General features: G+C 45.3%; 17 protein-coding genes. 7 read left to right on the top strand and 10 right to left on the bottom strand.

What is annotated here, in order from left to right; genetic code table 11:
- Positions 1–22: 22 nt before the first annotated feature.
- A complete protein-coding gene (locus tag C7Y71_RS10665) occupies positions 23–2,512 on the bottom strand; it encodes a glycoside hydrolase domain-containing protein (RefSeq protein ID WP_111897680.1) in 2,490 nt (829 codons plus the stop codon).
- Positions 2,513–2,544: 32 nt separating this feature from the next.
- Positions 2,545–3,816, bottom strand: a complete 1,272-nt coding sequence (gene hflX / locus C7Y71_RS10660) for a GTPase HflX (protein WP_111897679.1) — start codon at positions 3,814–3,816, stop codon at positions 2,545–2,547.
- 275 nt (positions 3,817–4,091) lie between these two features.
- Between hflX and recJ the strand changes: the two genes are divergently transcribed.
- Both recJ and C7Y71_RS10650 read left to right on the top strand, forming a co-directional pair.
- Positions 4,092–5,810 (top strand): single-stranded-DNA-specific exonuclease RecJ, encoded by a 1,719-nt coding sequence (gene recJ, locus C7Y71_RS10655; RefSeq protein ID WP_111897678.1) that lies wholly within the window; start codon positions 4,092–4,094, stop codon positions 5,808–5,810.
- The gene (locus C7Y71_RS10650) at positions 5,807–7,720 is read left to right on the top strand and encodes a RecQ family ATP-dependent DNA helicase (RefSeq protein WP_111897677.1); all 1,914 of its coding nucleotides are present in this window, start codon (positions 5,807–5,809) and stop codon (positions 7,718–7,720) included. Before recJ ends, C7Y71_RS10650 begins: the two co-directional genes overlap by 4 nt.
- A 62-nt stretch (positions 7,721–7,782) precedes the next feature.
- On the opposite strand, the gene C7Y71_RS10645 is transcribed toward C7Y71_RS10650, so the two are convergent.
- The 3 genes from C7Y71_RS10645 to C7Y71_RS10635 all read right to left on the bottom strand — a co-directional run bounded on the left by C7Y71_RS10645 (position 7,783) and on the right by C7Y71_RS10635 (position 10,612).
- Positions 7,783–8,592, bottom strand: a complete 810-nt coding sequence (locus C7Y71_RS10645; RefSeq protein ID WP_111897676.1) for a M15 family metallopeptidase — start codon at positions 8,590–8,592, stop codon at positions 7,783–7,785.
- Positions 8,593–8,797: 205 nt separating this feature from the next.
- Entirely contained in the window at positions 8,798–9,877 is a 1,080-nt protein-coding gene (locus tag C7Y71_RS10640; protein ID WP_111897675.1) for a redoxin domain-containing protein, read from the bottom strand.
- Between the two features lie 120 nt (positions 9,878–9,997).
- Positions 9,998–10,612 carry a carbohydrate-binding family 9-like protein gene (locus tag C7Y71_RS10635; protein WP_146739349.1) on the bottom strand — a complete coding sequence of 205 codons (615 nt, stop codon included), beginning with the start codon at positions 10,610–10,612 and terminating at the stop codon, positions 9,998–10,000.
- A gap of 149 nt (positions 10,613–10,761) precedes the next feature.
- Between C7Y71_RS10635 and C7Y71_RS10630 the strand changes: the two genes are divergently transcribed.
- Complete coding sequence (locus C7Y71_RS10630; RefSeq protein WP_111897673.1) at positions 10,762–11,388, top strand: hypothetical protein; 627 nt, start codon at positions 10,762–10,764, stop codon at positions 11,386–11,388.
- Positions 11,389–11,527: 139 nt separating this feature from the next.
- Here C7Y71_RS10630 and C7Y71_RS10625 read toward each other — a convergent pair whose 3' ends face one another.
- A complete protein-coding gene (locus C7Y71_RS10625) occupies positions 11,528–12,142 on the bottom strand; it encodes a methylated-DNA--[protein]-cysteine S-methyltransferase (RefSeq protein WP_226943457.1) in 615 nt (204 codons plus the stop codon).
- On the bottom strand, positions 12,121–13,095 hold the full coding sequence (locus C7Y71_RS10620; RefSeq protein ID WP_193215912.1) for a glycoside hydrolase family protein: 975 nt from the start codon (positions 13,093–13,095) through the stop codon (positions 12,121–12,123). The genes C7Y71_RS10625 and C7Y71_RS10620 overlap by 22 nt, the downstream gene beginning before the upstream one ends.
- A gap of 256 nt (positions 13,096–13,351) precedes the next feature.
- On the opposite strand from C7Y71_RS10620, the gene C7Y71_RS10615 reads away from it, so the two are divergent.
- The 4 genes from C7Y71_RS10615 to C7Y71_RS10600 all read left to right on the top strand — a co-directional run bounded on the left by C7Y71_RS10615 (position 13,352) and on the right by C7Y71_RS10600 (position 17,984).
- Positions 13,352–14,281: a magnesium transporter CorA family protein gene (locus tag C7Y71_RS10615; protein ID WP_111897670.1), complete on the top strand. Its 930-nt coding sequence runs from the start codon at positions 13,352–13,354 to the stop codon at positions 14,279–14,281.
- A 150-nt stretch (positions 14,282–14,431) separates the two neighbouring features.
- Positions 14,432–16,627, top strand: a complete 2,196-nt coding sequence (locus C7Y71_RS10610) for a DUF349 domain-containing protein (protein WP_226943455.1) — start codon at positions 14,432–14,434, stop codon at positions 16,625–16,627.
- 171 nt (positions 16,628–16,798) lie between these two features.
- Positions 16,799–17,422 (top strand): radical SAM protein, encoded by a 624-nt coding sequence (locus C7Y71_RS10605; RefSeq protein WP_111897669.1) that lies wholly within the window; start codon positions 16,799–16,801, stop codon positions 17,420–17,422.
- A 67-nt stretch (positions 17,423–17,489) separates the two neighbouring features.
- Positions 17,490–17,984 (top strand): hypothetical protein, encoded by a 495-nt coding sequence (locus C7Y71_RS10600; protein ID WP_111897668.1) that lies wholly within the window; start codon positions 17,490–17,492, stop codon positions 17,982–17,984.
- Between the two features lie 40 nt (positions 17,985–18,024).
- On the opposite strand, the gene dnaA is transcribed toward C7Y71_RS10600, so the two are convergent.
- The 3 genes from dnaA to C7Y71_RS10585 form a co-directional block, all read right to left on the bottom strand.
- Positions 18,025–19,359 carry a chromosomal replication initiator protein DnaA gene (dnaA, locus tag C7Y71_RS10595; protein ID WP_111897667.1) on the bottom strand — a complete coding sequence of 445 codons (1,335 nt, stop codon included), beginning with the start codon at positions 19,357–19,359 and terminating at the stop codon, positions 18,025–18,027.
- Positions 19,360–19,404: 45 nt separating this feature from the next.
- A complete protein-coding gene (locus C7Y71_RS10590) occupies positions 19,405–20,460 on the bottom strand; it encodes an MlaD family protein (protein WP_111897666.1) in 1,056 nt (351 codons plus the stop codon).
- Positions 20,461–20,567: 107 nt separating this feature from the next.
- Positions 20,568–21,869 (bottom strand): N-acetylmuramoyl-L-alanine amidase family protein, encoded by a 1,302-nt coding sequence (locus C7Y71_RS10585; protein ID WP_111897665.1) that lies wholly within the window; start codon positions 21,867–21,869, stop codon positions 20,568–20,570.
- Between the last annotated feature and the right edge of the window lie 30 nt (positions 21,870–21,899).

The raw sequence follows: 21,899 nt of genomic DNA, 5'->3' as shown, positions 1-21,899 counted from the left end.
GCATTGCGGTGGCTCTCAAACATTATTTCACGAATTTGATGCTTTGGTGCTTGGCTTTGCCATCGTGTATGGCTATGATATAATTGCCTGGCATAAAGTTTGATGTGTCGTATGTTTTTGCGGCGTCTTTTCGGTCGATGTATGCTCCGGAGGCATTGTAAACAGTCAGAGTTGCCGGTTGTCCGAGTGTGAGAATACCGCCAGACCATGAATAGTCCTGTGCAACAGCGTGAGACGCCACGGAGGTCAGGTCTCCTTCGTAGATATCGAGAGGCATATCGAAGCAATAGCCTTTCGTGAGTGTTCCACAAGGAGTGGGTTCCGGACGCCAAGCATCTGCATAAACCAATCGCATCTTTGTCTTGCCGATTGCCGCATTTTCCGGGACAGTGACAGAGAAAGACTTGTCGAGGAGTTCTGTGTTAGCCGTATTTGCTTTTCCTACGCGCTCTATAAGTTCATCGTCCACAAGACTGAACACCGAGTCGTTGTTCCAATCAGCATATAATGCAGCCCTGCAATAACGCAAATCGTCGCTATTCTGCAAGGCTGTTGTTTCAACTTTGAACGTTGAGCCTTTCTTCACTTTTACTATTCCTGGCATTTCTGCAATTCCATTAGACGGAGGCGTGTTTACTGCGAATGTTTGGTTGATAGTTGCATCGGATGTACTCACTTTTGTGAGATAACGATTAGTGTAACTATTTTTGATTTCCTCCACTTTTACATCGCAATAATCTGTTATTTCCTGCACAGGCTCCGGTGCCCCGTTCAATATGCTTTCAATATAATTCACTGCATAGGAAGCGGGATAGTTGCTATCCACTGCTCCAGAAGCAAAGAGTTGGAGAGCATCTTCAAGTTTCTGCAGTTTTTCTGTTTCTCCGGCAGTCTTATATTGCTTGCGGAGGATGCGCACTTTTTCTGTGCCTTGTATGCCTTCTATAAGGCGTTCGAAACGTATGCTTGAACGTCCTCCCGGATAGATGCAATAGGTGTCGCCTGCTGGGAAGAGTTTGAAACGAGAATCGCGAAGCGGATCGTCCACCCAGTCCATATATGACCAATGAAGCAAGCCTTCAAAATCGTTGGCAAGGCTGAAGAATGGAAGATAGGCTCCTTCTGCAGGCGGGCTGTTGGTAAAAATGTTTGGTGCGTATTCCGAGCAGCAATAGTAAACCGTTGAGTGGTATCCTTTTTCGCGTCTTACTTTCAGTTCCGATTCTGTGAAACGAGCGGCTGAATTCACACTGTAGTCGAAGAGTTTGTCTGCGAGTTGGCTGTGATGATTGCCTGCGAGCGACATCTTCATTCCAGGTACAGCCGTCTGTAATATCTCGTATGCCTTGAGCATATCGGAAAGTTCTCTTTCGTCCATTGCGATACATGTTTTTTCGTACCACCCTTTCTCTTTGAGGTGTGCCGCAAAGGCTTTCAGGAACGGTATCCATAAGTCGGAATATTCTGTGCTCGACACTTCGCACTTAAGGTTAACATCCTTACCCTGTGCTGCGTCATAGTACTTGAACGTCTTGTCCCATGGTATCATCGAATAACAGTTGATTTGCTGATTGATACCACAAGATTCCATAAACTCCACCCATCTGTCGAAAATGGTATAGTCGTAACTCCAGGTACCATCTGCGTTTTTGGTAGTCTTTACCATTTCATCGTGCTTGTCATTACTTTGCACTCCCCATGGCTCGTAGAACAGGATAGCCGTTACACAGCGTTGTCCCGCACGAGCGAGCAATTCCATATAAGGACGCATAGCATCGAAATGCGCTTGACTCCACTTTTGCACCTTATAATAGCGCGGCACACTGTATGGTTGCTGCCAGAAATCCAAATGGAATGTTTGTTCTGACGGAAGAGGAAGTGTTTGGTCAACGACATTTATGCGCAATGTCAGTGTTTTCAGGATTTTACCTGTTTTGCTGCTTGAAATATCGAGTGTTGCAGTATATTCGCCTGATTCCGCATCGCGTGGTATTTCAAGTGTTATCCAAACAGGGCGTGTGCTACGTCCGTAGAGCACTTTCGTAGTCTCAATATCTATAACATCAGGGCGATGCAATGTTGTGGACGTTTTTGGATTTGTTCCGCAACCTTTTTTATCATCTGAAAGCACGTAATTCACAAATCGCGCCTGCCCTTGTGAAGCGGGAATGATTTTATTTCCTTTCTTCCACTCGCTCAAGGAGAGTTTCAGTGCATCAGTGGTATTTTTTCCAAAAATCAAAGCTTCTGCAAACACCCTTTCACCGCGCCATCCATATACTACCGTGTCTGTCTTCAACTTAATTGCAGGCACCTCTTTTTTCTTGTAATGCACATCTTTCGATGCCCAACTGGCATGAAGCCCGTCTTCGATTTTTTCCCAACCGCTCAAATCGTAGGTATAATTGTCTGTTATCTCTGCATAGTCGGCATTGATACCAATCTGAGCCTTTACAGACGTAATTGTTATGCATCCAAACAGGAATAATGCTAACGTTCTATTTATATTCATCGTTATATTTTTTTAGGTATGAATTTATTGTATTAAAGCGGATTGCCCTGCTCATCATAGTTGATGAATAGGAAATCGTTATAGGGATATTTCTGTACATGGAGTTCCCTGATTTTCATATACATCAACTTTCGTAGTGCTTCGATGTTCTGCTTTTCTCGTGCAGAAATGAAAATACACTCTCCATTGAGTTTTGCCATCCACGTTCGTTCCAGTTCGTCGAGCGATATATTCTCCTTCGTTGCTGGCGTAAGGTCGTCGGCTTCCTTCTCAACCCATTTGTAGGCATCCATTTTATTGAATACAATCACGATGGGCTTTTCTGCGCACCCAAGGTCTGCGAGCGTGCGGTCCACCACTCTGATTTGGTCCTCAAAATCAGGATGGCTCACATCAACCACATGAAGTAGGAGGTCTGCTTCACGCACTTCATCGAGCGTGGATTTGAATGAACTGACAAGTTCGGTCGGAAGTTTCCTGATAAAACCCACAGTATCACTAAGCAAAAAAGGTAAATTATTGATTATCACCTTTCTTACAGTAGTGTCGAGCGTTGCAAAGAGTTTATTTTCCGCAAAGACATCGCTCTTCGAGAGCAGGTTTATAAGTGTACTCTTACCCACGTTGGTATATCCCACGAGTGCCACACGTATAAGTCGTCCTCTGCTTTGGCGCTGGGTGGTCTTTTGCTTGTCTATCTCAGCAAGACGTCTTTTCAGTAGTGCCATGCGGTTAAGGATAATACGCCTGTCCATCTCCAACTGCGTTTCTCCAGGCCCGCGCAGACCTACACTACCCTTTCCGCCGCCGGAACCCGAACCGCCACCTTGTCGTTCCAAGTGCGTCCACATACGCTGCAAGCGAGGCAGCATATATTGATTTTGTGCCAGTTCCACCTGTGTTTTGGCACTCGCCGTCTGCGCACGCATGGCAAAGATGTCGAGGATTAGCGATGTGCGGTCGAGAATGCGCACATGGAGTTCCTTCTCAATGTTACGCAACTGTTTTGCAGTGAGTTCGTCATCGAAAATCGCCAAGTCGATTTCATGCCCAGCGTCTTCTTCTCTTTCTATAAACTCTCTTATTTCCTGCAGTTTACCTTTACCAAGATAAGTTACACTGCTCGGACCTGCCGCACGCTGTGTAAAACGCCTTACCGTCGCAGCACCAGCCGTTTCTGCAAGAAATTCCAACTCATCGAGATATTCAGCGGTCTTGCGCTCGTCTTGTTGCTTGGTAATCAGTGCTACGAGCACACAACGCTCTTTTCTTTCCTCTGTTATTTTTGAAGTTTCATTGTTCATTGTTGCAAAAATACTAAGAATTTGCGGAATAACAACGAAAACTATAAAACTGAAAATCGTGCATTTTTTGAAAGAATAATATGCGAAATCTCATTTTTTATTTATAATTTTACCGATTAAATGGGTTAATACGGCTTTACCGAGATTAAAAAACGCTCCAACTTGCTGATTTTGTGCGAAGGAGGGAAGATTTTCGATAAAAGGTTGACAATGAGAGAGCGAATCAGACCCACTAAGTTTCATCCAAATAAGAATAATAATAAAAATGACATATAATGAATTACAACTGGAAGTACGAGGCGCCCGAGGCATCCGCTGTCGGCACGGCGACCCGTCTTGCCAAAAAGTTAAACATCCACCCTATCTTGGGCAAACTTTTGGCAGACCGCGGGATTACCGAAGAGGATGCTGTCCGTCGCTTCTTCAGCCCCAAACTCACCTACCTGCACGATCCGTTCCTCATGAACGACATGCAGAAAGCGGTGGACCGCCTGAACAAGGCGATGGGTCGGAAAGAACGCATCCTCGTTTATGGAGACTACGACGTGGATGGTGTGACTGCTGTTGCATTAGTATATAAATTCCTGCAGCAGTATTACTCAAACATAGACTATTACATCCCTGACCGTTACGAAGAAGGCTATGGCATTTCGATGAAGGGTGTTGACTTTGCCGCAGAAACAGGTGTCAAACTCATCATCGTTCTCGATTGTGGCATCAAGGCTGTTGAGGAAATTTCCTACGCAAAGGAGCGAGGTGTAGATTTCATTATCTGCGACCACCACGTTCCTGATGAAGAATTGCCGCCTGCCGTTGCCATACTCAATCCCAAACGTGCGGACAACCATTATCCTTACGAGCACCTGAGCGGTTGCGGTGTAGGTTTCAAATTCATGCAGGCTTTCGCCGAGAACAACGGCATAGAATTCAACAAGGTAACATCACTACTGGACCTCTGCGCAGTAAGTATTGCGAGCGACATTGTCCCCGTAACAGGCGAAAATCGCATTCTGGCTCACCACGGCTTAAACTGCCTGAATTCTACACCATCCGTAGGTTTACAAGCAATTATCCAGTCTTGCGGTCTGCACGGCAAGGAACTGTCGATGAGTGATATCATTTTCAAGATAGGTCCTCGAATCAATGCATCGGGACGTGTACAGAATGGCGGAGAGTCGGTAAAACTGCTTGTAGAGAAAGACTTCAATGCAGCCTTGGAACAGGCCGCTAACATCAACCAATACAACGAGCAGCGTAAAGAACTCGACAAGGCCATGACAGAAGAAGCCATGAATCGCGCCAAATCACTCACAGGCTTCGAAGAGCACCATGCCATAGCCATCTACAGTAAGGATTGGCACAAAGGTGTTATAGGCATTGTTGCATCCCGCCTCACCGAGCAGTTTCATAAGCCAGCCGTCGTACTTACCGAAAATGAGGGGTTTGCCACTGGCTCTGCCCGCTCTGTAGGAGGTTTCGACATCTACAAGGCAGTGCAGCAATGCGCAGACCTTCTTGAGAACTTTGGCGGACACACCTATGCGGCAGGCATGACGATGAAAGTGGAGCATGTAAACGAATTCTGCACGCGTTTTCTGGAATATATCGACAGTCACATCGAAGAGGTACAAACTCAGCCTATTCTGAACATAAATGGTATATTGGAGTTCAGCGACATCAACTTCAATTTCTACAAACAACTCAAACGCTTTGCACCATTCGGGCCCGGCAATGAGAAGCCCATTTTCTGTACAAAGCGAGTGTATGATTATGGCACCAGTAAAGTAGTTGGTAGAGGGCAGGAACACATAAAACTGGAACTCATCGACGACAGATCAGGAAAAGTAATCAACGGTATTGCATTTGGTCAGAGTTCGCAAGCAAGATTTATCAAGACCAAGAATGCTTTTGACATCTGCTATACAATAGAAGAGAATACCCACAAAAAGAACGAAATCCAACTTCAAATAGAGGACATACGTCCTTCATTATGACATTTTCTGACGAGAAATACCGACAAATACTCCGCGAGAATTGGGGCTACCCCGATTTTCGCGGTATTCAACTCGACATCATCCGCAGCATAGGCAGCGGACACGACACGCTGGGGCTCATGCCAACAGGTGGAGGCAAGAGCATCACGTTCCAGGTGCCGGCTCTTTCTATGCCTGGCACATGCCTGGTCATAACCCCGCTGATTGCCCTGATGAAAGACCAGGTCAGCCACCTGTCGCGCCGAGGCATTCCTTCGCTCACCGTTCATGCAGGACAGTCGAGACAAGACATGCTCCGCAATTTGGACAACTGCATCCTGGGCGACTACAAATTTCTGTATGTTTCTCCCGAACGGCTTGAAAGCGATATTTTCATTACGAAACTGAAGCGTATGAACATCAGTTTCATCACGGTGGACGAGTCGCACTGCATTTCACAATGGGGTTATGATTTCCGCCCATCATATCTCCGTATTGCAGAAATCCGTCGGTTGTTGCCAAATGCTCCTGTTCTGGCACTCACGGCTACTGCCACACCTGAAGTAGTGAACGACATTTGTAGCAAACTCACTTTAGATGCCAAAGACGGGCTGCACGATTTCAATGTCTTCAAAATGTCGTTTGAACGCAAGAACCTGCGCTACATCGTGCGCCCTGCCGAGGACAAATTTGCCATGCTCCTTCATATTCTCAAGAGTGTGGATGGTCCCTCAATCGTCTATACCCGCAGTCGCGACGGGAGCCGGGAAATAGCACAACATCTCACGGATAGCGGAGTGGAAGCCATCTTCTACCACGCAGGCCTGAGCAATACGGAAAAAGATGTACGACAGCACATGTGGCAGGACGAAAAAGTGCGGGTGATGGTGGCAACCAACGCCTTCGGCATGGGCATCGACAAACCTAACGTACGCCTCGTTATCCATGCCGACGTACCGGACAGCGTGGAAGCCTATTTCCAAGAGGCAGGACGGGCCGGAAGAGACGGAAAGACATCATACGCCGTACTGCTCTTCAACAACAACGACCAAAGGAAACTCCTCCACCGCATACCGGAGACCTATCCTGAAAAAAAGTATATTGCACGCGTCTATGAGTCGCTGGGCTCGTTCTATCAACTTGCAGTGGGCGATGGTTTCGACGTAACATACGAATTCAATGCACAGAAGTTTTGCAGGATTTTCAAGTTCTTCCCCACCACAATGACAAGCGCGCTCAAAATTCTTGACAACGCAGGATACATATCATACCATGAAGAGGAAGAAAACCGCTCGCGCCTCATTTTCATCCTGACACGCGACGAACTTTATCGCATTCACCATCTGCCCCGCCTAACGGAAGACATCATCCAATACGTCCTGCGAAACTATACGGGCATATTCAGCGATTACGCCTACATAGAAGAGGACCGCATAGCACAGGCATGCGATTGCACGGTGAACGACGTGTACGAGGCACTGAAAGCCGTAACGTATCAGCGCATTCTCAACTACATACCGAAAAAGAACATTCCCCATATCACATTCCGGCAACGTCGCGTAGAAACCAGGCATCTCCACATTCCGAAGAATGTGTATGAGGATCGCATCGAACAGTTCTCCAAACGCATAACATCCGTACTTGAATATGCATCGGGGAATGGCACTTGCCGCAGTAAATATCTATTGGCTTACTTTGGTGAAAAAGCAGGGGATTGTGGTAACTGCGACGTCTGCATTGATGACAAGCGAGGCAAGGACTATCTCATACTCGCAGAGCGATTTTTGAAAATTCTTTCAGACGGAGAACCACATCTTCCTTCTGATTTTAATTACGACGGATTCTCGGATGTAGCAAGAAAAAAGGCTATAGAATGGCTTATTTCTGAAGAAAAAATTGAATTCAAGGACGGAACGTTCCGTTTGAGATAAGATACATAAACCGCCGCTGCTATAAACAACGGCGGTTAATTCATATATTGATAAGCAATTCGTTACTCCTGCGGCCATTTCACAGGGAACGTAAAGTATGTGTTAGGGTATGGTTCGTTTTTCAGCGTAAAGTGCCACCATTCCGTGCTAAGCGGTTTGAAGCCATGACGAAGCATGACGTCCCTCAGGAGCATACGGTTGCGGTATTGGTCTTTTGTTATTTTGGTGTACGATGGGTGGGAACGAACACCGAAGTAGTCGAACGTACCGCCCATATCAACATCTTTGCCTGAATCAAGGTGTACTATGGTCAAATCCACCGTACTTCCTCGGCTATGACCCGACTTCGAGGCGATATACCCTTCCTTGAAGAGGACAGACTTGTTTTTTTCCGGATAGAAATCCTTTTTCATTTTCGTATCTTTCAGGTCTTTTGCCCATCTCACGAAATGGCTTACGGCTTTCTGTGGCCGGTAAGTATCATATACTTTTATCCGATACCCCTTCTTCATCAGTTCTTCATTGGCTGCCTTAAGTGCTTTTGCGGCCTCTAAAGTCATAAGCGCCAAAGGCTCCTCATAGCCATCAACGCGTTTGCCTACGAAGTTGTAGTCGGTATAGTATCGGATTTCTTGCGTTATTTCAGGCGCAAACTCTTTGAGTGAGACAAATCCCTCCTTCGACACTGTGTAATTCTGCGCGGCAGAGTCGATGGTTTCCTGTTCTCCTACGGTATCAGTCGGTACTGTATCCTTTTGAGCCGTTGGTGTTGCAACGACATCAGTCGCGGTTTTCCTAACAGGTTCTGCCCTGCAAGCCGACAAGTACAGCAGAGCAAGAATGAATACAGAGATAAAATACGACCTTTTCATTGCTTTTTATAAACATATTAATGTTTTGCAAGTTTCAATTGCTTGAAGTTAACGAAGTTATTGAAGTTATCGCTTCGCTCGAAGTTAACGACGTTACCTAATGCTGATGTTTTTATCTTTCTTTCTTCTTTTATTATTTATCATCCCAAAGTATTGCCACTGACTTCGTTAACTTCGAGCGAAGCGATAACTTCAAAAAGTTGAATTATTCACCATAAATTTCTGCCAGTTTTTGCTGCAGTCCTTCACCATGCAGACCATTGGCGGCTATAGTGCCGTCGGGAGCAATAAGGAGTGTTTGCGGTATGGCAGTAACACCATAAACTGCAGCGGCTTCACTCTTCCATCCCTTAAGGTCGCTCAAGTTGTGCCAAGGCAGATTCTTACGTACGATAGCACCCTTCCAGGCATCTGCAGCATTATCAAACGAAAGGCCTACTATATCGAAACCTTTGGGGTGATACTTTTCGTATGCTGCAATCACGTTTGGCACTTCCTTCATACATGGCCCGCACCATGAAGCCCAGAAATCAATAAGCACATAGTTGCCTTTGCCCACATACTCGCTCAGTTTGTGCATCACACCTGCTGTATCTGCCATTTCAAGGTCGGTAAAAGGAGTACCCACCTTCTGACGCTTCCAGCCATCTATTTGTTTGACTACTTTTTGAGCCAATGATTCTTTCATATAGGCAGGATTCTTCTCTTGTAGGTCTATGATAAAATCTTGATCCAAGAGCGAATACACGCTAAAGAGGGTGTATGCTGGATAACGCTTGTCTATATTGTTCGTCAAGACTTCCTTTGCCTTTACTCCCAAATCTTCGGTTAACTTTTGGTAAGACTGACGATATTCTGTCACCAAATCTTCTGGCACATCCTTGCCCGCCTCTTGGTATTCCCTGATGCGTTCAACAGTCTTTTGTAAAGATTCTGCAGCATTGAGTTCTAACTTCTGCCAAGCGTGAAGGCCTTCGTTATCTGCATTGCCCTTTACAGTCATATTGACCAAATCTACTTGCACATTGCCTTCAAGGAAAACTAAAAGCTGGCGCTGCACTTTACTGCCAAGAATAACACCTGCGAAATGGTCTCCTGCAGCATCACCGCTGAAAGAGAAATTTCCCTTAGCATCAACTGCCACAGAATCCACCGTCTCCGTTGAAAGGTTGCGAAGATACACCATTTTCTCTCCTTGAGGTGCCACACCTGTAATCTTATAGTCCTGCGCTGTAGCGGACAATATGATGCCTAACAGCATCATCAATAAAAATAATTTCTTCATAAGTTTTGAATTGTTGTTTTGGTTATCAATAGTTTCCGCTGAAAACGCGAAAAAGATGTAATTACTATTTTTATTTTGAGTTTATTTTTCTAAAAATATGCTTCTATAGTTTATACCCTCTTACTCCCACAGCGGTTGGAAGAATTCTGGGCGGTGGTAGTCGGGCGATGGGGTGTTGATGGGGAAGCGGGTGACGAAGTGGGGGGTTGGTTGTTTGTCGCCACATTTGTAGATATTGCCGATGTAGTCGGTGCGTTTGCCATCGTCGTGGAGTTCGGGAAGGAGGGAGAAAGGCACTATGAGGGAGAGTTCCCATTCTGTTTCTTCGTTGAGGGTGCCAATGGGTTCGTTGCCGAGAGTGCTTATTCTCGATACTTGCGACAGGATGCTTGGTGTATAGCGCAATCTGTAGGCACGGCCTTCTCCACAGCCGATGAGGAGTGTGCCTACACAGTTACACTCAATGTTGTAATAAACATCCGATTCCGGCGCTTTGATGAAACATTCCACACAATCGTCTTCCCACACCGAGCCGTTGTCCACGGCCTCCACTCCGCGCACTGCGCTCTCCTTCACACGATAGTTGAGCAAGAGGGCATCTTCGGTACGGGCAAGCCGGAACGTAAATTCCGGTCTATAAGGAAAGTCTTTCGCCCAGTTGAGCGTTGTTACGGGTTTGAAAGGCACGTTGTTTTCGTCAAACCACCTTGAAACGTCTTTTGCTGAATGGGTCATAATCGTAATAGTTTTTTTGTTCTTATCATTTGTAACGCAAAAATACAAAATTATTTATTTACACACTAAAAAATAAACACGCAACAAGAAATGTTCGCTATAATTAGTGAACCTCAAGATTTTCGACTTCTCGCCAGCAGGCGACTAAAATGGCAGTTCGCCTCACTGCACTCACAGAAAGTATCGCTGAAATGAGTATTTGTATTAACTTTGCATCAAGCTACAAAAACATCGACACAATGTTCCCCACAATCCCCTCTTTCAACATATCCAACACCGGTCAACTGATTTTCCTGCTCATCCTGCTCGTTTCCATCGTTTTCGTTTTTATTTCGCGGCGCAAGATGTCTGAACGGCTGTGGAAATCGGCAGTGGAGAGCAACTCTGTGGAACAACTCATCGGCATGGCAGCCATACAGATGAATTACCATTTCCACACTGATACCGATTATAGCGGTCAGACAGTAACGCATTTCATGGTGCCTTTCCTCGGCGACATCGCCTGCAAGCGTACGTTCGACGGTACACCTATATTGTATATAAGCAGATTGAAAGAAAGCACACTCACCTCGCGCAGCAGGGCAGATGCACTACGCGACTGTTTCAACGACAATAACAACGGCGAGCACCTGGAATACACCGTAGAGGGGAATAAGTTGTTTTGGTCGCTGACCTTAACCCTAAACACACAGATGGTCCAAACCAAGGAAATGGCAAAGCGAATGCTTCGCGGCTATATCAACCGCGCAAAGGAGATACAGAAAAGTCTTGAATAAGGACATCGCCAAATGTCGTACATTATTATAATATCAAGTTTTGTTATTCAAGAATCAGAGAATTATAGAATTTATTTCTAAATCTTGAAGATAAAACAATCTGACATCAAATTGTCTTACTTTACTTGATCCTTTACGTTCAAACCGGTTTGGGCTCAAACATGTTTTTCATCTGGAGGAAATTCCAGGCATTCTCATGCTCAAGGAGATAGAGTTTTCGCTCAAGTCCTCCGGCATACCCTGTCAGTTTACCTCTTTTTCCTACAACGCGATGACACGGCACAATAACGGAAACGGGATTTCTGCCCACCGCACTACCCATGGCCCTGGCGCACCCGCCGCCTATTCCGGTCAGCGCTTTCAGGCATTTGGCAAGTTCTGAATAAGAAATCGTTACACCCATCGGGATGATGCGCAGGAGTTGCCACACATTCTTCTGAAATGGTGTTCCATAAAACTCAATGGGAAAATCTATTTCGGGGTTTTCGCCTTGAAAATACTTATCCAACCACTGCATAGTTTTCTTCAAGACTGGCGCAGGTTTTTCTACCATTTTGACATTAAAACCTTCTGCAAAATGTTGCTGTCCTACAAACCACGCACCGGTAAGCGCACGCCCACGCGCACAAAGTACCATTTCACCTATCGGCGACTTGTACACAACCGCATTATGGACAACAGCCTTCTTCATGCCTACAAATATACTTCTTTTATGGATAGGAGCAAAGAGATTTAGTGTTTTTTTCTCACCCAAAGTTGCCTTTTGTTGTCTGTGGACAAGAGATAGGGCTTGGCGGTATAGACTTTTTCCTCGGCCGTCGTTGAGAATCGCACGTCGTAGAAGAACATCTGGGACTGTTCGTCCTCTTCAGAACTGACGATTTCTTCGGGTACGGCATCGGCGGGCAGCGTATCGAAGGTATAGAGCATTGGACCTGAGCGCATTATGAGGCTGTCGCCGTGTTCTTCAAAATGCGGGTCGATGGGAAGGATGAAATAGACTTCATCGTTCGTTTTCCATGTCCGCTTCACTACTGCATAGCCGTTGATGATTTCGTAAGGCGTGTCGTGCCCGTTGACATACAGTGGCATATCCGTGGTTACCCATTCAGGAATACGGAAACGCATGGTGAGTGTCTGCCCTTTTGCGTCTATACCTCCGAAGCGGAACTTCACCTGCGCGAGGAAGGGCATGTTCGTGACTTGGTCGATACGGACATCAAAGTCCTTTGTTGCTATGTGTGCATAACTGTTGGAATACAGATTGACATATATGCCTTGCTTATCTGTGGCGTATGTGCAGCATGATGCCACGAGCATGGCAGTTGCCGCCACTCTGCGGTCGATTACCGTGGAAAGCCCGAAGAACGTTTCGGGAACGGCATTGTACAATGCACGCTCCACGATATTCATATAATGAGCATCGGCGGTATGCAGGAAAAGGTCTGCCGCTTCGAAGATGGCGCTCGCTGCACCGAACGCTTGCGCCTCGCCCACTTCATCGCCTGCACCGCCTACGATGTTTACCGTGGGCAAAATCTTTTCCTGCCAACGCTTCTGCCGCGCCTTGAAACGATTTTTGTCTGCCTGTGGTCGCCTGAACTCGGCATCTTTGTCCACAAAGAGCGGAAAGAGGCGGAAATTGGTGAAATCCTTGCTCATATAGAACACACTGTCGGCATCGACGTAGTGCAAAGGTCTTTTCAAAGGTTTTTGTGCATTTGTGGCAATCATTCCGCTGAAAAGCGTTAACAACAGCAAAAAGACGGTTTTCTTCATGGTTGGTGAAAAGATTATTTTTGCAAAATTAACTATTTTTCAGTTTTTTTCCCTAATTTTGCGCCCGTAAACAAATTCTAATCCCCAAATGGACGATTATCACGCGGAAACTTTTAACAGATAGGACTGGAAGCATCGCAGCCCGTTGCCTCCATGTCTATAAAAACGAAAGGAGGACAACCCAATGCGAACTTACTGGAACTACAACCAAGGACTGCGTATAATGGAAGACTGGAGTCCAAATTGCTGGACACAGGTAACTTGCCCCACCACAGAAGACGAAGCATTCCTCGTTGAGGAACTGAAAATCCCGGCTTATTTTCTCGATGACATCCGAGACAAGGATGAACGTGCCCGCTACGACTACGACGAAGGCTGGCAACTCATCATCTTGCGCATACCCTACGTGCGCGAGGTGCAGTCGCGCACACCCCACACCACGATACCACTGGGCATCATTCTGAAAAAGGATATCTGCATCACGGTGTGCAATTTCGAGACGAACATGATGATTGACTTCGTAGCATACCAGCAGAAGCGCAATCTGGGTTTCACTGACTCTGTGGACCTCGTTTTCCGTCTCTTCCTGTCGAGTGCCGTATGGTACCTGAAACGCCTGAAGCAAATCAACAGCCTGATTGAAGAAGCAAAACAGAACCTTGAGGACAGGGTAATCGACAATGAAGATCTTATCAGCCTTTCCCGCTTGCAGGACAGTCTGACCTACTTCGTTACATCTATCCGCGGCAACGAGACATTGCTTGCCAAACTAAAGTTCAAACTGCCGGTTGACGAACTTGATGCCGACCTTATCGAAGACGTAAACATCGAGATTAACCAGGCTCGCGAAACGGCAAACATCTATTCCAACATTCTCGACTCCACGATGGAGACGTATGCCAGCATCATCAACAACAACATGGGAGGTGTCATGAAAATGATGACATCCATCAGCATCGTCCTGATGTTCCCTACGCTCATAGCCAGCATCTTCGGTATGAACCTGCTCAACGGCATGGAGCACGAAGTATGGGGATTCCCGCTCGTAGTGGTTGGATCCATCGCCATAACAGGACTATTCTACTGGTTCTTCAAACAACGCGAATGGATTTGATTTGCAAGTACACATATCGTGGCACAATAAAATCAATAAGGAAAAGTTAAGGAGCGTTCTAAAATTAGGCTTGAAAAAAAAGCACAAAAGTTTTGCCACAAAGAAAAAATCGCTTTATTTTGTACTCTCATAAATTATTCGAATAATATCATGGACGAAACAAGACCTATCTCAAACGAAGAAGTTCAAGAAGAAATTCAAGGAACTGTACAAGAAGAAACTGTAGAAGAAACCACAGAAGCCGCAGTTGCATCAGTAGAAGAAGCGCAACCTGCAGAGACTCCCGCGTCTGAAACTCCTGACGAGGAAGCACCTGTAGAAAAGACTACGGCAGAGGCTGTTCCGGCAGAAGAGATGCCTGCAGAGGAAACGCCTACTGAAGAAGCACCGGCAGAAAAGGAAACAGAAGAGGAACCGAAAGAAGATGCTCCCAAAGAGAGCAAAGTGGAAGAAAGCAGTCTTGCAGAGTCATCAACAGAAGAGACTCCTGCCGAGGAATTACCGGCAGAGCCTGAATATACCACAAAAGAAGAAGTCATTGCACGCCTTAAGGCTATTGCTGACAACGAGGAACAGATAGACCGCCAGCACCTGGAAGTGTTGAAGCAGGTGTACTATCGTATCCACAATGCAGAAGTGCTTGCTGCACGCGAAGCATTCGTAGAAGCAGGCGGTGTGGCAGAAGAATTCACACCCACAGTTGACCCCACGGAAGAGGAATTCAAGGCTGAGATGAACCGCGTGAAAGAAATGCGCGCAAAAGCAGCAGAACAAGTAGGACAGGAAAAGGAAGCCAACTTGAAACGCAAACTTGAAATCATCGACCGAGTAAAGGAAATGACGGTGGATGCTGACGTGGCAGACAAGTCATACAAAGAATTCAAGGAACTTCAGGCAGAATGGAAAACCATAGGCGAAGTGCCAGAAGGAAAGGCCACAGAAATATGGAAATCCTATCAGATGGAGGTGGAAAAATTCTACGACCTGCTTCGCCTGAACTACGAATTCCGCAACTACGACTTCAAGAAGAACCTTGAAATAAAGACTGCCATTTGTGAGGCAGCCGAACGTCTTGCTGATGTGGAAGACCCCGTTTCAGCATTCCACCAACTGCAACAACTACATCAGCAGTTCCGCGAGACCGGTCCCGTGGCAAAAGATCTCCGCGAAGAGGTATGGACACGCTTCAAGGCTGCATCAACAGTAGTGAACAAGCGCCACCAAGAGCATTTTGAAACACTCAAGGCTCAGGAAGAAGAGAATTTGGCAAAAAAGACTGCGCTTTGTGAAAAGATGGAGGCTTTGGATCTTGAAAAACTCAAGACATTCGGCGATTGGGACAAGAAGACCAAAGAAGTGCTCGACCTTCAGGCAGAATGGAAAACCATAGGTTTCACACCGAGGAAGGTAAATGCCAAGATTTTCGAGCGGTTCCGCACTGCATGCGACAATTTCTTCCAGAAGAAGTCAGAATATTTCAAACAACTCCGTGAGACATGGGCTGCTAATCTTGCAGAAAAGACCAAGCTTTGCGAAGAGGCTGAGGCACTCAAGGACAGTACTGATTGGACTGCCACGACAAACAAGATGATTGAGTTGCAAAAGCAATGGAAGACCATCGGTCCTACTGCCCACAAGGTTTCAGAGGCTGTATGGAAACGGTTTAACGATGCATGCAATGCCTTCTTCAATGCAAAAAATGCCGTACTTGGCAACCAGCGCGAAGAAGAGAATGCCAATCTCGAAAAGAAAAATGCCATCATTGCAGAATTGGAAAAGATTCTGGCTGAAGGCGCTGAAAATGCCCAAGAGAAAGTTCATGAACTCACTGCACAGTGGGGAGAAATCGGACATGTTCCCTTCCGCAAGAAAGATGCCATCTACAAGAAGTACCGCGAGGCTTTGGACCGTCTGCGCACAGAGTTCCACATCAATGCAGGCAGACGCAATGTAGAAAATTTCCGTAACCGCATGGCAGAAAAAGGCGGTAGCCAGTTGGAGCGTGAACTCAGCCGTCTGAAAGCAACTCTCGAAAGCAAAGAAGACGAAATCAAGAACTACGAGACCAACCTTTCTTTCTTCAGCAGTAAGTCGAAAACCGGCAACGCACTTGTAGATGATATACAGCGTAAGATTGGAAGACTGAAAGAAGATCTCAAGATTATTCAGGAAAAGATTGCAGCCGTAAAAGAACAGATTAAGAATGGCGGCAAACCTAAAGAAGAACCCGCAACTGCAGCAGAGGCACCAGAAGAGTCCGAAGCACCTACAGCGGAAGCAGCAGAAGAGGCTACAGTAGAAGTAGCCGCTGAACCTGAGGTAACAAAAGAAGAGGCTGCAGAATAAAAAAGTTCTAAGTTAATATTCTCAAATCCCGAAATGGCTCCATGCTATTTTGGGATTTTTTCATTATAAATAACTGACTTTGCTATCGATTGGTAAAGAAAAAGACGTTTACATCATGACTTATGTCATAAAAATATTACATTTGCAAAAAGAAAACAAAATCTTTATCTGATGTTATCAGCACCGATAATAGGCATAGGACGACACCGCTTAGGCATAGACGGCGAAGGTGTGACCTCATTGGTTGCATTTCATGGTTGCACACTGCGTTGCAAATATTGCCTCAATCGGCAGTGCTTTGATCCAGACGGCATTTGGAAGACGCTAACAGTAGATGAAGTTCTTGAAGCCGTCATGCCCGACAACATATACTACCTTGCTACTGGTGGAGGACTGTGCTTCGGCGGTGGTGAACCCTATCTTCATGCAGAGTTCATCAAGACTATTTGTGATGCAGCACCGAAAGGATGGATTTTCACGGTAGAAACAGCGCTTAACTATGACCGTAAACGCTTAGAGCTCCTCCTACCCTACATCAACTATTACCTCATCGACATTAAGGACACCAACCCTGACATATACCAGCGCTACACAGGCCGCAATAATGCTATTGTACTTGAGAATCTGAGATGGCTACTTAATCAGAAGGAAGACATGGCTGATTGCGTAGTTATCCGACTACCACTCATCAAGGACTTCAACACGCTTGCTGACGTAGCAAAAAGCAAGGCTTTGCTTCAAGAAATGGGCTTCAGAAAATTTGATGAATTTGTGTATATTACCCAACCCGAATAAACCTTTCTAAAAATACAAAGTCAAAAGAATAGTTATAACAATACTAATTATATAAACTCTACATATCATGAACAACGGCAAACACATCTGTAAGAAACTAAAAACGATTCGCAAGCAGATTGCGGTGGCTAACGATATTGAGTATGAACCCAATGTTTGTACTCACAAAGGCGATTGTGCTGGTACCTGTCCAGCCTGCGAAGCAGAAACAAAATACATTGAAAGTCAACTTATTAAACGTCGCAAATTAGGCAAAGCCGTATCAGTAATAGGCATTTCCACTTCTTTGGCATTAGGTGTAGCAGCAGGTGGACTAAGTTCATGTAAATCTACTCCAAATGGGATGTTCGGAAAAGACGTCATTCGCGGGAAAATGCCAGCAGAAAAAGTTGAAAAAAAATCACATGTTTTAGATGGAGATGTAGAAAGAGTGCCCGAAGGTTATATGCCAAATCCAAACGCGAAAGTTACTCCCGACTCTGCTAAATCTTCTTCGCCCGACAGCACCTCAAAAAAGACCTATTTGGTAACGAAAGAAGAAATGGAATCCTTAAAGAAATAGGTTTAGGATAAGTATCATCAAAACAAAAGGCTAACGGAAGTTAGCCTTTAATTTTGCGTTGCACTTTGTCAACTAATTTTCTATAATCAGCATCAATGGAAAGTTGATTTTCGACTTGTTTGCATGAATGCATAACAGTTGTATGGTCACGTTTGCCGATTTCCTTGCCTATCTGCAAGTAAGGTAAGGAAAGCATCTGCCGGCAAAGATACATAGCGAGTTGTCTGGCACCTACAATCTCTTTCTTCCTGCTCGTTGAGGCGATATCCTTTATCTTGACACCGAACTCAGCGCAGACCTGCTTACAGATTTTTTCAAGCGTAACGTCTTTCTTGTTCTTCTTTATCGTTTTTGCAATGATTTGTTCCGCCAATTCGCAATCGATTTCACGATTCAAAGCAATGCTGTAAGCCATCATTGAATTGACCACTCCTTCCAATTCGCGAACGCTGTCGCTCACATTCTGTGCTATATAGTCTATGACTTCTTCGCTCACGGTCAGTCCGTCAACGTATGTCTTGCTGATAAGGATATCCTTCCTCAGTTGTATGTCGGGGCGTTCTATCTCAGCCGTCATTCCCCACTTGAAGCGTGTCAGCATACGTTCCTCAAGACCTTCGAGCTGAGAGGGTGCACGGTCGCATGTCAGGACGATGTAACGTTTGTTCTGGTGCAGATGATTGAATATGTGAAAGAACACTTGCTGTGTCTTGGGAGTAGTAAGTTCCTGCACATCGTCTATAATCAGAACATCTATAGTCTGATAGAATGCCACAAAGTCGTTAAACTTATTGTTTTTGACCGATTGTGTGTACTGCGCCTGAAAGACGTGTACCGGAACGAAAAGTACCCGCTTTGATGGATGTTGCTGCAACACACTCATACCTATGGCATTAGCGAGGTGCGTCTTTCCTATTCCACTTGGACCGTAAATAAAAAACGGATTGAAAGTTGCCTGATCCGGATTTCGGGCTATTGATTTCGCCACAGTGAGCGCCAACCTGTTGCTCGTGCCCTCCACGAAATTCTCGAAAGTATAATTCCAACTTAGGTTGGAGTCCAATTTGGGCACCTTTGCAGTTCCGTACGGCTGTTGCGGTTCCTTTTTTGTGGTTTCTGCGTTATCTCTGGGTATACTGTAAAGCAGCCGAACATTAGTGCCGAAAGTTTCATAGAGGCCTTTCTTCAGTGCCTCGATACAATGTTCTTCAATGAATTCCTTTACAAACTCATTGGGTGCAGAAACAGTAAGGTCGTTATCGTTATACGAAACGAACTTTAGGTGTGCAATCCAAGTGTCGTAGGTTTTCTGTGTTACCTGCGATCGCACTATTTCAAGACAGGATGTCCATAGATGTTCTCCTGAGAGTCCCATTGCAATTAGGTAGGTTAGTGTTTACATTAAGATATGTCAACGTTGCTATTTCTTGTCCTTACGACCGAACACTGAAAAATGCACATAGCGTTTAGGATGTGCCTTCAGGTCTGTCAGGAGGCTGTCTGCACTTTTGGCTGTTGCGTTAAGACTGCTTGCTGTTGCGTTAAGATTATCATATAACTGGCGGTCGTTGAGCAACATGCCGGCTGTGTTATCCTTGCTATTGAGTTGACGGTTCAGGTCGTTGATGGTATTGTCGAGCGAAGACGAAAGCGTATTGACATTAGTAAGCAGGTGCTGCAAATTCTTCGAAAGTTCACCAAGGTCGCCTGTAAATCCACTTACATTGCTTGATATATTCTTCAAGTCGGCGGAAACTACGTTCAAATCCGACAGCATACGATTAACATCTTGCACAGAACTATTTACATTGATTTTTGCAAGATTATCCGTAAAAGCCTGTACATTGGCACCTGATGCTTTCAGCGACTGTGCAAGATTGCCTATTTCACCTTGCAACATCTGATTGAGAAGGATAGTCGATTTGTTGAGGTTTGCCGAAGCATTACCAGCATTCTCGAGTGTTTGAGACAGCGCTGGATTAGCAGACAAGGCATTGATGTTGGCTAAGATAGAATCAAGTTTTGGCAACAGGCGAGCAACGTCGGGAACAAGTTCTTCACCTTTGTCCATAAGCCCCAGATGAAGCCCGCCCTTTATGGTATCACCTTGAGCAAGCAGATCTGTGGGATTTGGTCCAAGAATCAGATTCATCGTTACACCACCCATCAAACTTGTCTCCAGTTCTGCACGTGAACCTTTTGGTATCTTCATGTTTTCATTGAGGTCGATACCTACAATGACGCGGTTCATGTTCTTGTAGTCAAAATTCAGGCTTACGACAGATCCTACAGGATAGCCGTTGGCATAAACAACATTTGTCTCTACTATTCCTGCCGTATTTGCAAATTCCACATAGTAGATATTACGCGTTTTAAACACATTTCTCCCTTTCAGGAAATTGATGGTAAAGAACAACAATACCACGGCAACTATTGCTGTAATCGCTATTTTTACTTCTTTTGTAAAGAATTTCATATTGTCCTTATTTCTACTATTATAGTCTTATTGGAGCAGAAAAACAGTCTTCCCAAGATCTTTCTCCCGGGCGTTTTACGTTCTGCTTAAAGCGCTGATTTACTTTCTTATTTCGTTTTCTTTTGCAATGAAAGGGCTTCCTGCACACTAACTCGTTTCCCGTCCACAAATGCCACGACAAAGGCATCGGGGTACTTCTCTTTGAGTTTGTTACATAGACGACGAATCTCATTATAGTCGGTCGTAGATCCAGAAGTGTATTTATATGTCTTTCCGCCATCACGATAGCATGACACATTACTCAACCCCTGTAATTGCCTGTCATTAGCAGGTAGTTCAGTTGGCGAAACCAAGAACTGGACCTTGTAGACAGGAACATTACTTTGTGCATCTTTTTTATTATCGTCCTCTTCTGTCTTGCCCACTCTCGTTGGAGATTTTGCTTCATTTACTGCATCTTTCCGAGGTGGGTTTGCAGATTGTGGTTTAGTAGGTTCTTTCCTGTTGCTTTCCTCCTGCTTCCTATCCGTTGCTGAAGGCTTTGACGAAGTTTTTTCTTCTTTTTTCTTAGGCAGGTCATCCTTCACTTGGTTATTAGGCTCAGACTTTGGCGAAGCCACTATAGACACGCGCTTCACATCAGTCTTAGCATAAACCTCCAGATATTCTGCAATACCATTATAGATACTGGCAGCAAGGTTTCTTACCCCTTCTTTCGAGTTGAGGTATGTTTCCTCTTCTGGCGTAGAGATAAAACCGAGTTCGGTAAGTATGGCTGGCATCGACGTTTGACGAAGCACAAGAAAGCCTGCCTGGTGAACGCCTTTGTTTTGCCGCCCTGCACGAGAATAGTACTTCTGAATGCTTTTGGCTAAGAACACACTCTGTTTCATGAATTTATCCTGCATGAATTCGAAGATGATGTAACTCTCCGACTTACTTGGATCAAAACCTTCATAGCGCATCTTGTAGCCCGATTCCATTCTGATTACAGAGTTCTCGCGTTTCGCCACTTCAAGATTAGCCGCTGCACGATGCATACCGAGCGTGTATGTTTCCGAACCATAGGCTATCCTGCCTTCTGGAAGAGCGTTGGTGTGTACTGACACGAACAAATCCGCATTCGCCTTGTTGGCTATATCTGCCCTCGTCTGTAAGGGGATGAACACATCTGTTGTGCGAGTGTAAATCACCTTGACGTTGCGACAATGCGTCTTGACGAGTTTACCCAATTCAAGGGCCACCGTCAGATTGATGTCCTTTTCCTTCGAAAAAGCGCCACAAGCGCCTGCATCGTGTCCGCCATGTCCAGGGTCAATAACAAGCACAAACTCCTTTGCCATGGATTTTACACCAAAAGCCATGAAAAGCAGCGCGATGACAACATATTTGAAGGAACGTTTCACCATTGCGACTGCGAAGTTACAACTTTTAAAACA

The sequence above is a fragment of the Pseudoprevotella muciniphila genome (assembly GCF_003265305.2).
GTDB classification, from domain to species: Bacteria; Bacteroidota; Bacteroidia; order Bacteroidales; family Bacteroidaceae; genus Alloprevotella; species Alloprevotella muciniphila.
Note: the sequence above shows the minus strand (reverse complement) of the source record. Positions and strands in the feature narration are given on the sequence as shown.

Excerpts from the sequence above, each read along its gene's own strand:
- C7Y71_RS10650 (WP_111897677.1), top strand. The coding sequence starts at position 5,807 with ATGACATTTTCTGACGAGAAATACCGACAAATACTCCGCGAGAATTGG.
- C7Y71_RS10590 (WP_111897666.1), bottom strand. The coding sequence starts at position 20,460 with ATGAAATTCTTTACAAAAGAAGTAAAAATAGCGATTACAGCAATAGTT.
- C7Y71_RS10645 (WP_111897676.1), bottom strand. The coding sequence starts at position 8,592 with ATGAAAAGGTCGTATTTTATCTCTGTATTCATTCTTGCTCTGCTGTAC.
- C7Y71_RS10605 (WP_111897669.1), top strand. The coding sequence starts at position 16,799 with ATGTTATCAGCACCGATAATAGGCATAGGACGACACCGCTTAGGCATA.
- dnaA (WP_111897667.1), bottom strand. The coding sequence starts at position 19,359 with ATGGGACTCTCAGGAGAACATCTATGGACATCCTGTCTTGAAATAGTG.
- recJ (WP_111897678.1), top strand. The coding sequence starts at position 4,092 with ATGAATTACAACTGGAAGTACGAGGCGCCCGAGGCATCCGCTGTCGGC.
- C7Y71_RS10630 (WP_111897673.1), top strand. The coding sequence starts at position 10,762 with ATGGCAGTTCGCCTCACTGCACTCACAGAAAGTATCGCTGAAATGAGT.
- C7Y71_RS10640 (WP_111897675.1), bottom strand. The coding sequence starts at position 9,877 with ATGAAGAAATTATTTTTATTGATGATGCTGTTAGGCATCATATTGTCC.
- C7Y71_RS10585 (WP_111897665.1), bottom strand. The coding sequence starts at position 21,869 with ATGGTGAAACGTTCCTTCAAATATGTTGTCATCGCGCTGCTTTTCATG.
- C7Y71_RS10665 (WP_111897680.1), bottom strand. The coding sequence starts at position 2,512 with ATGAATATAAATAGAACGTTAGCATTATTCCTGTTTGGATGCATAACA.
- hflX (WP_111897679.1), bottom strand. The coding sequence starts at position 3,816 with ATGAACAATGAAACTTCAAAAATAACAGAGGAAAGAAAAGAGCGTTGT.
- C7Y71_RS10615 (WP_111897670.1), top strand. The coding sequence starts at position 13,352 with ATGCGAACTTACTGGAACTACAACCAAGGACTGCGTATAATGGAAGAC.
- C7Y71_RS10610 (WP_226943455.1), top strand. The coding sequence starts at position 14,432 with ATGGACGAAACAAGACCTATCTCAAACGAAGAAGTTCAAGAAGAAATT.
- C7Y71_RS10635 (WP_146739349.1), bottom strand. The coding sequence starts at position 10,612 with ATGACCCATTCAGCAAAAGACGTTTCAAGGTGGTTTGACGAAAACAAC.
- C7Y71_RS10600 (WP_111897668.1), top strand. The coding sequence starts at position 17,490 with ATGAACAACGGCAAACACATCTGTAAGAAACTAAAAACGATTCGCAAG.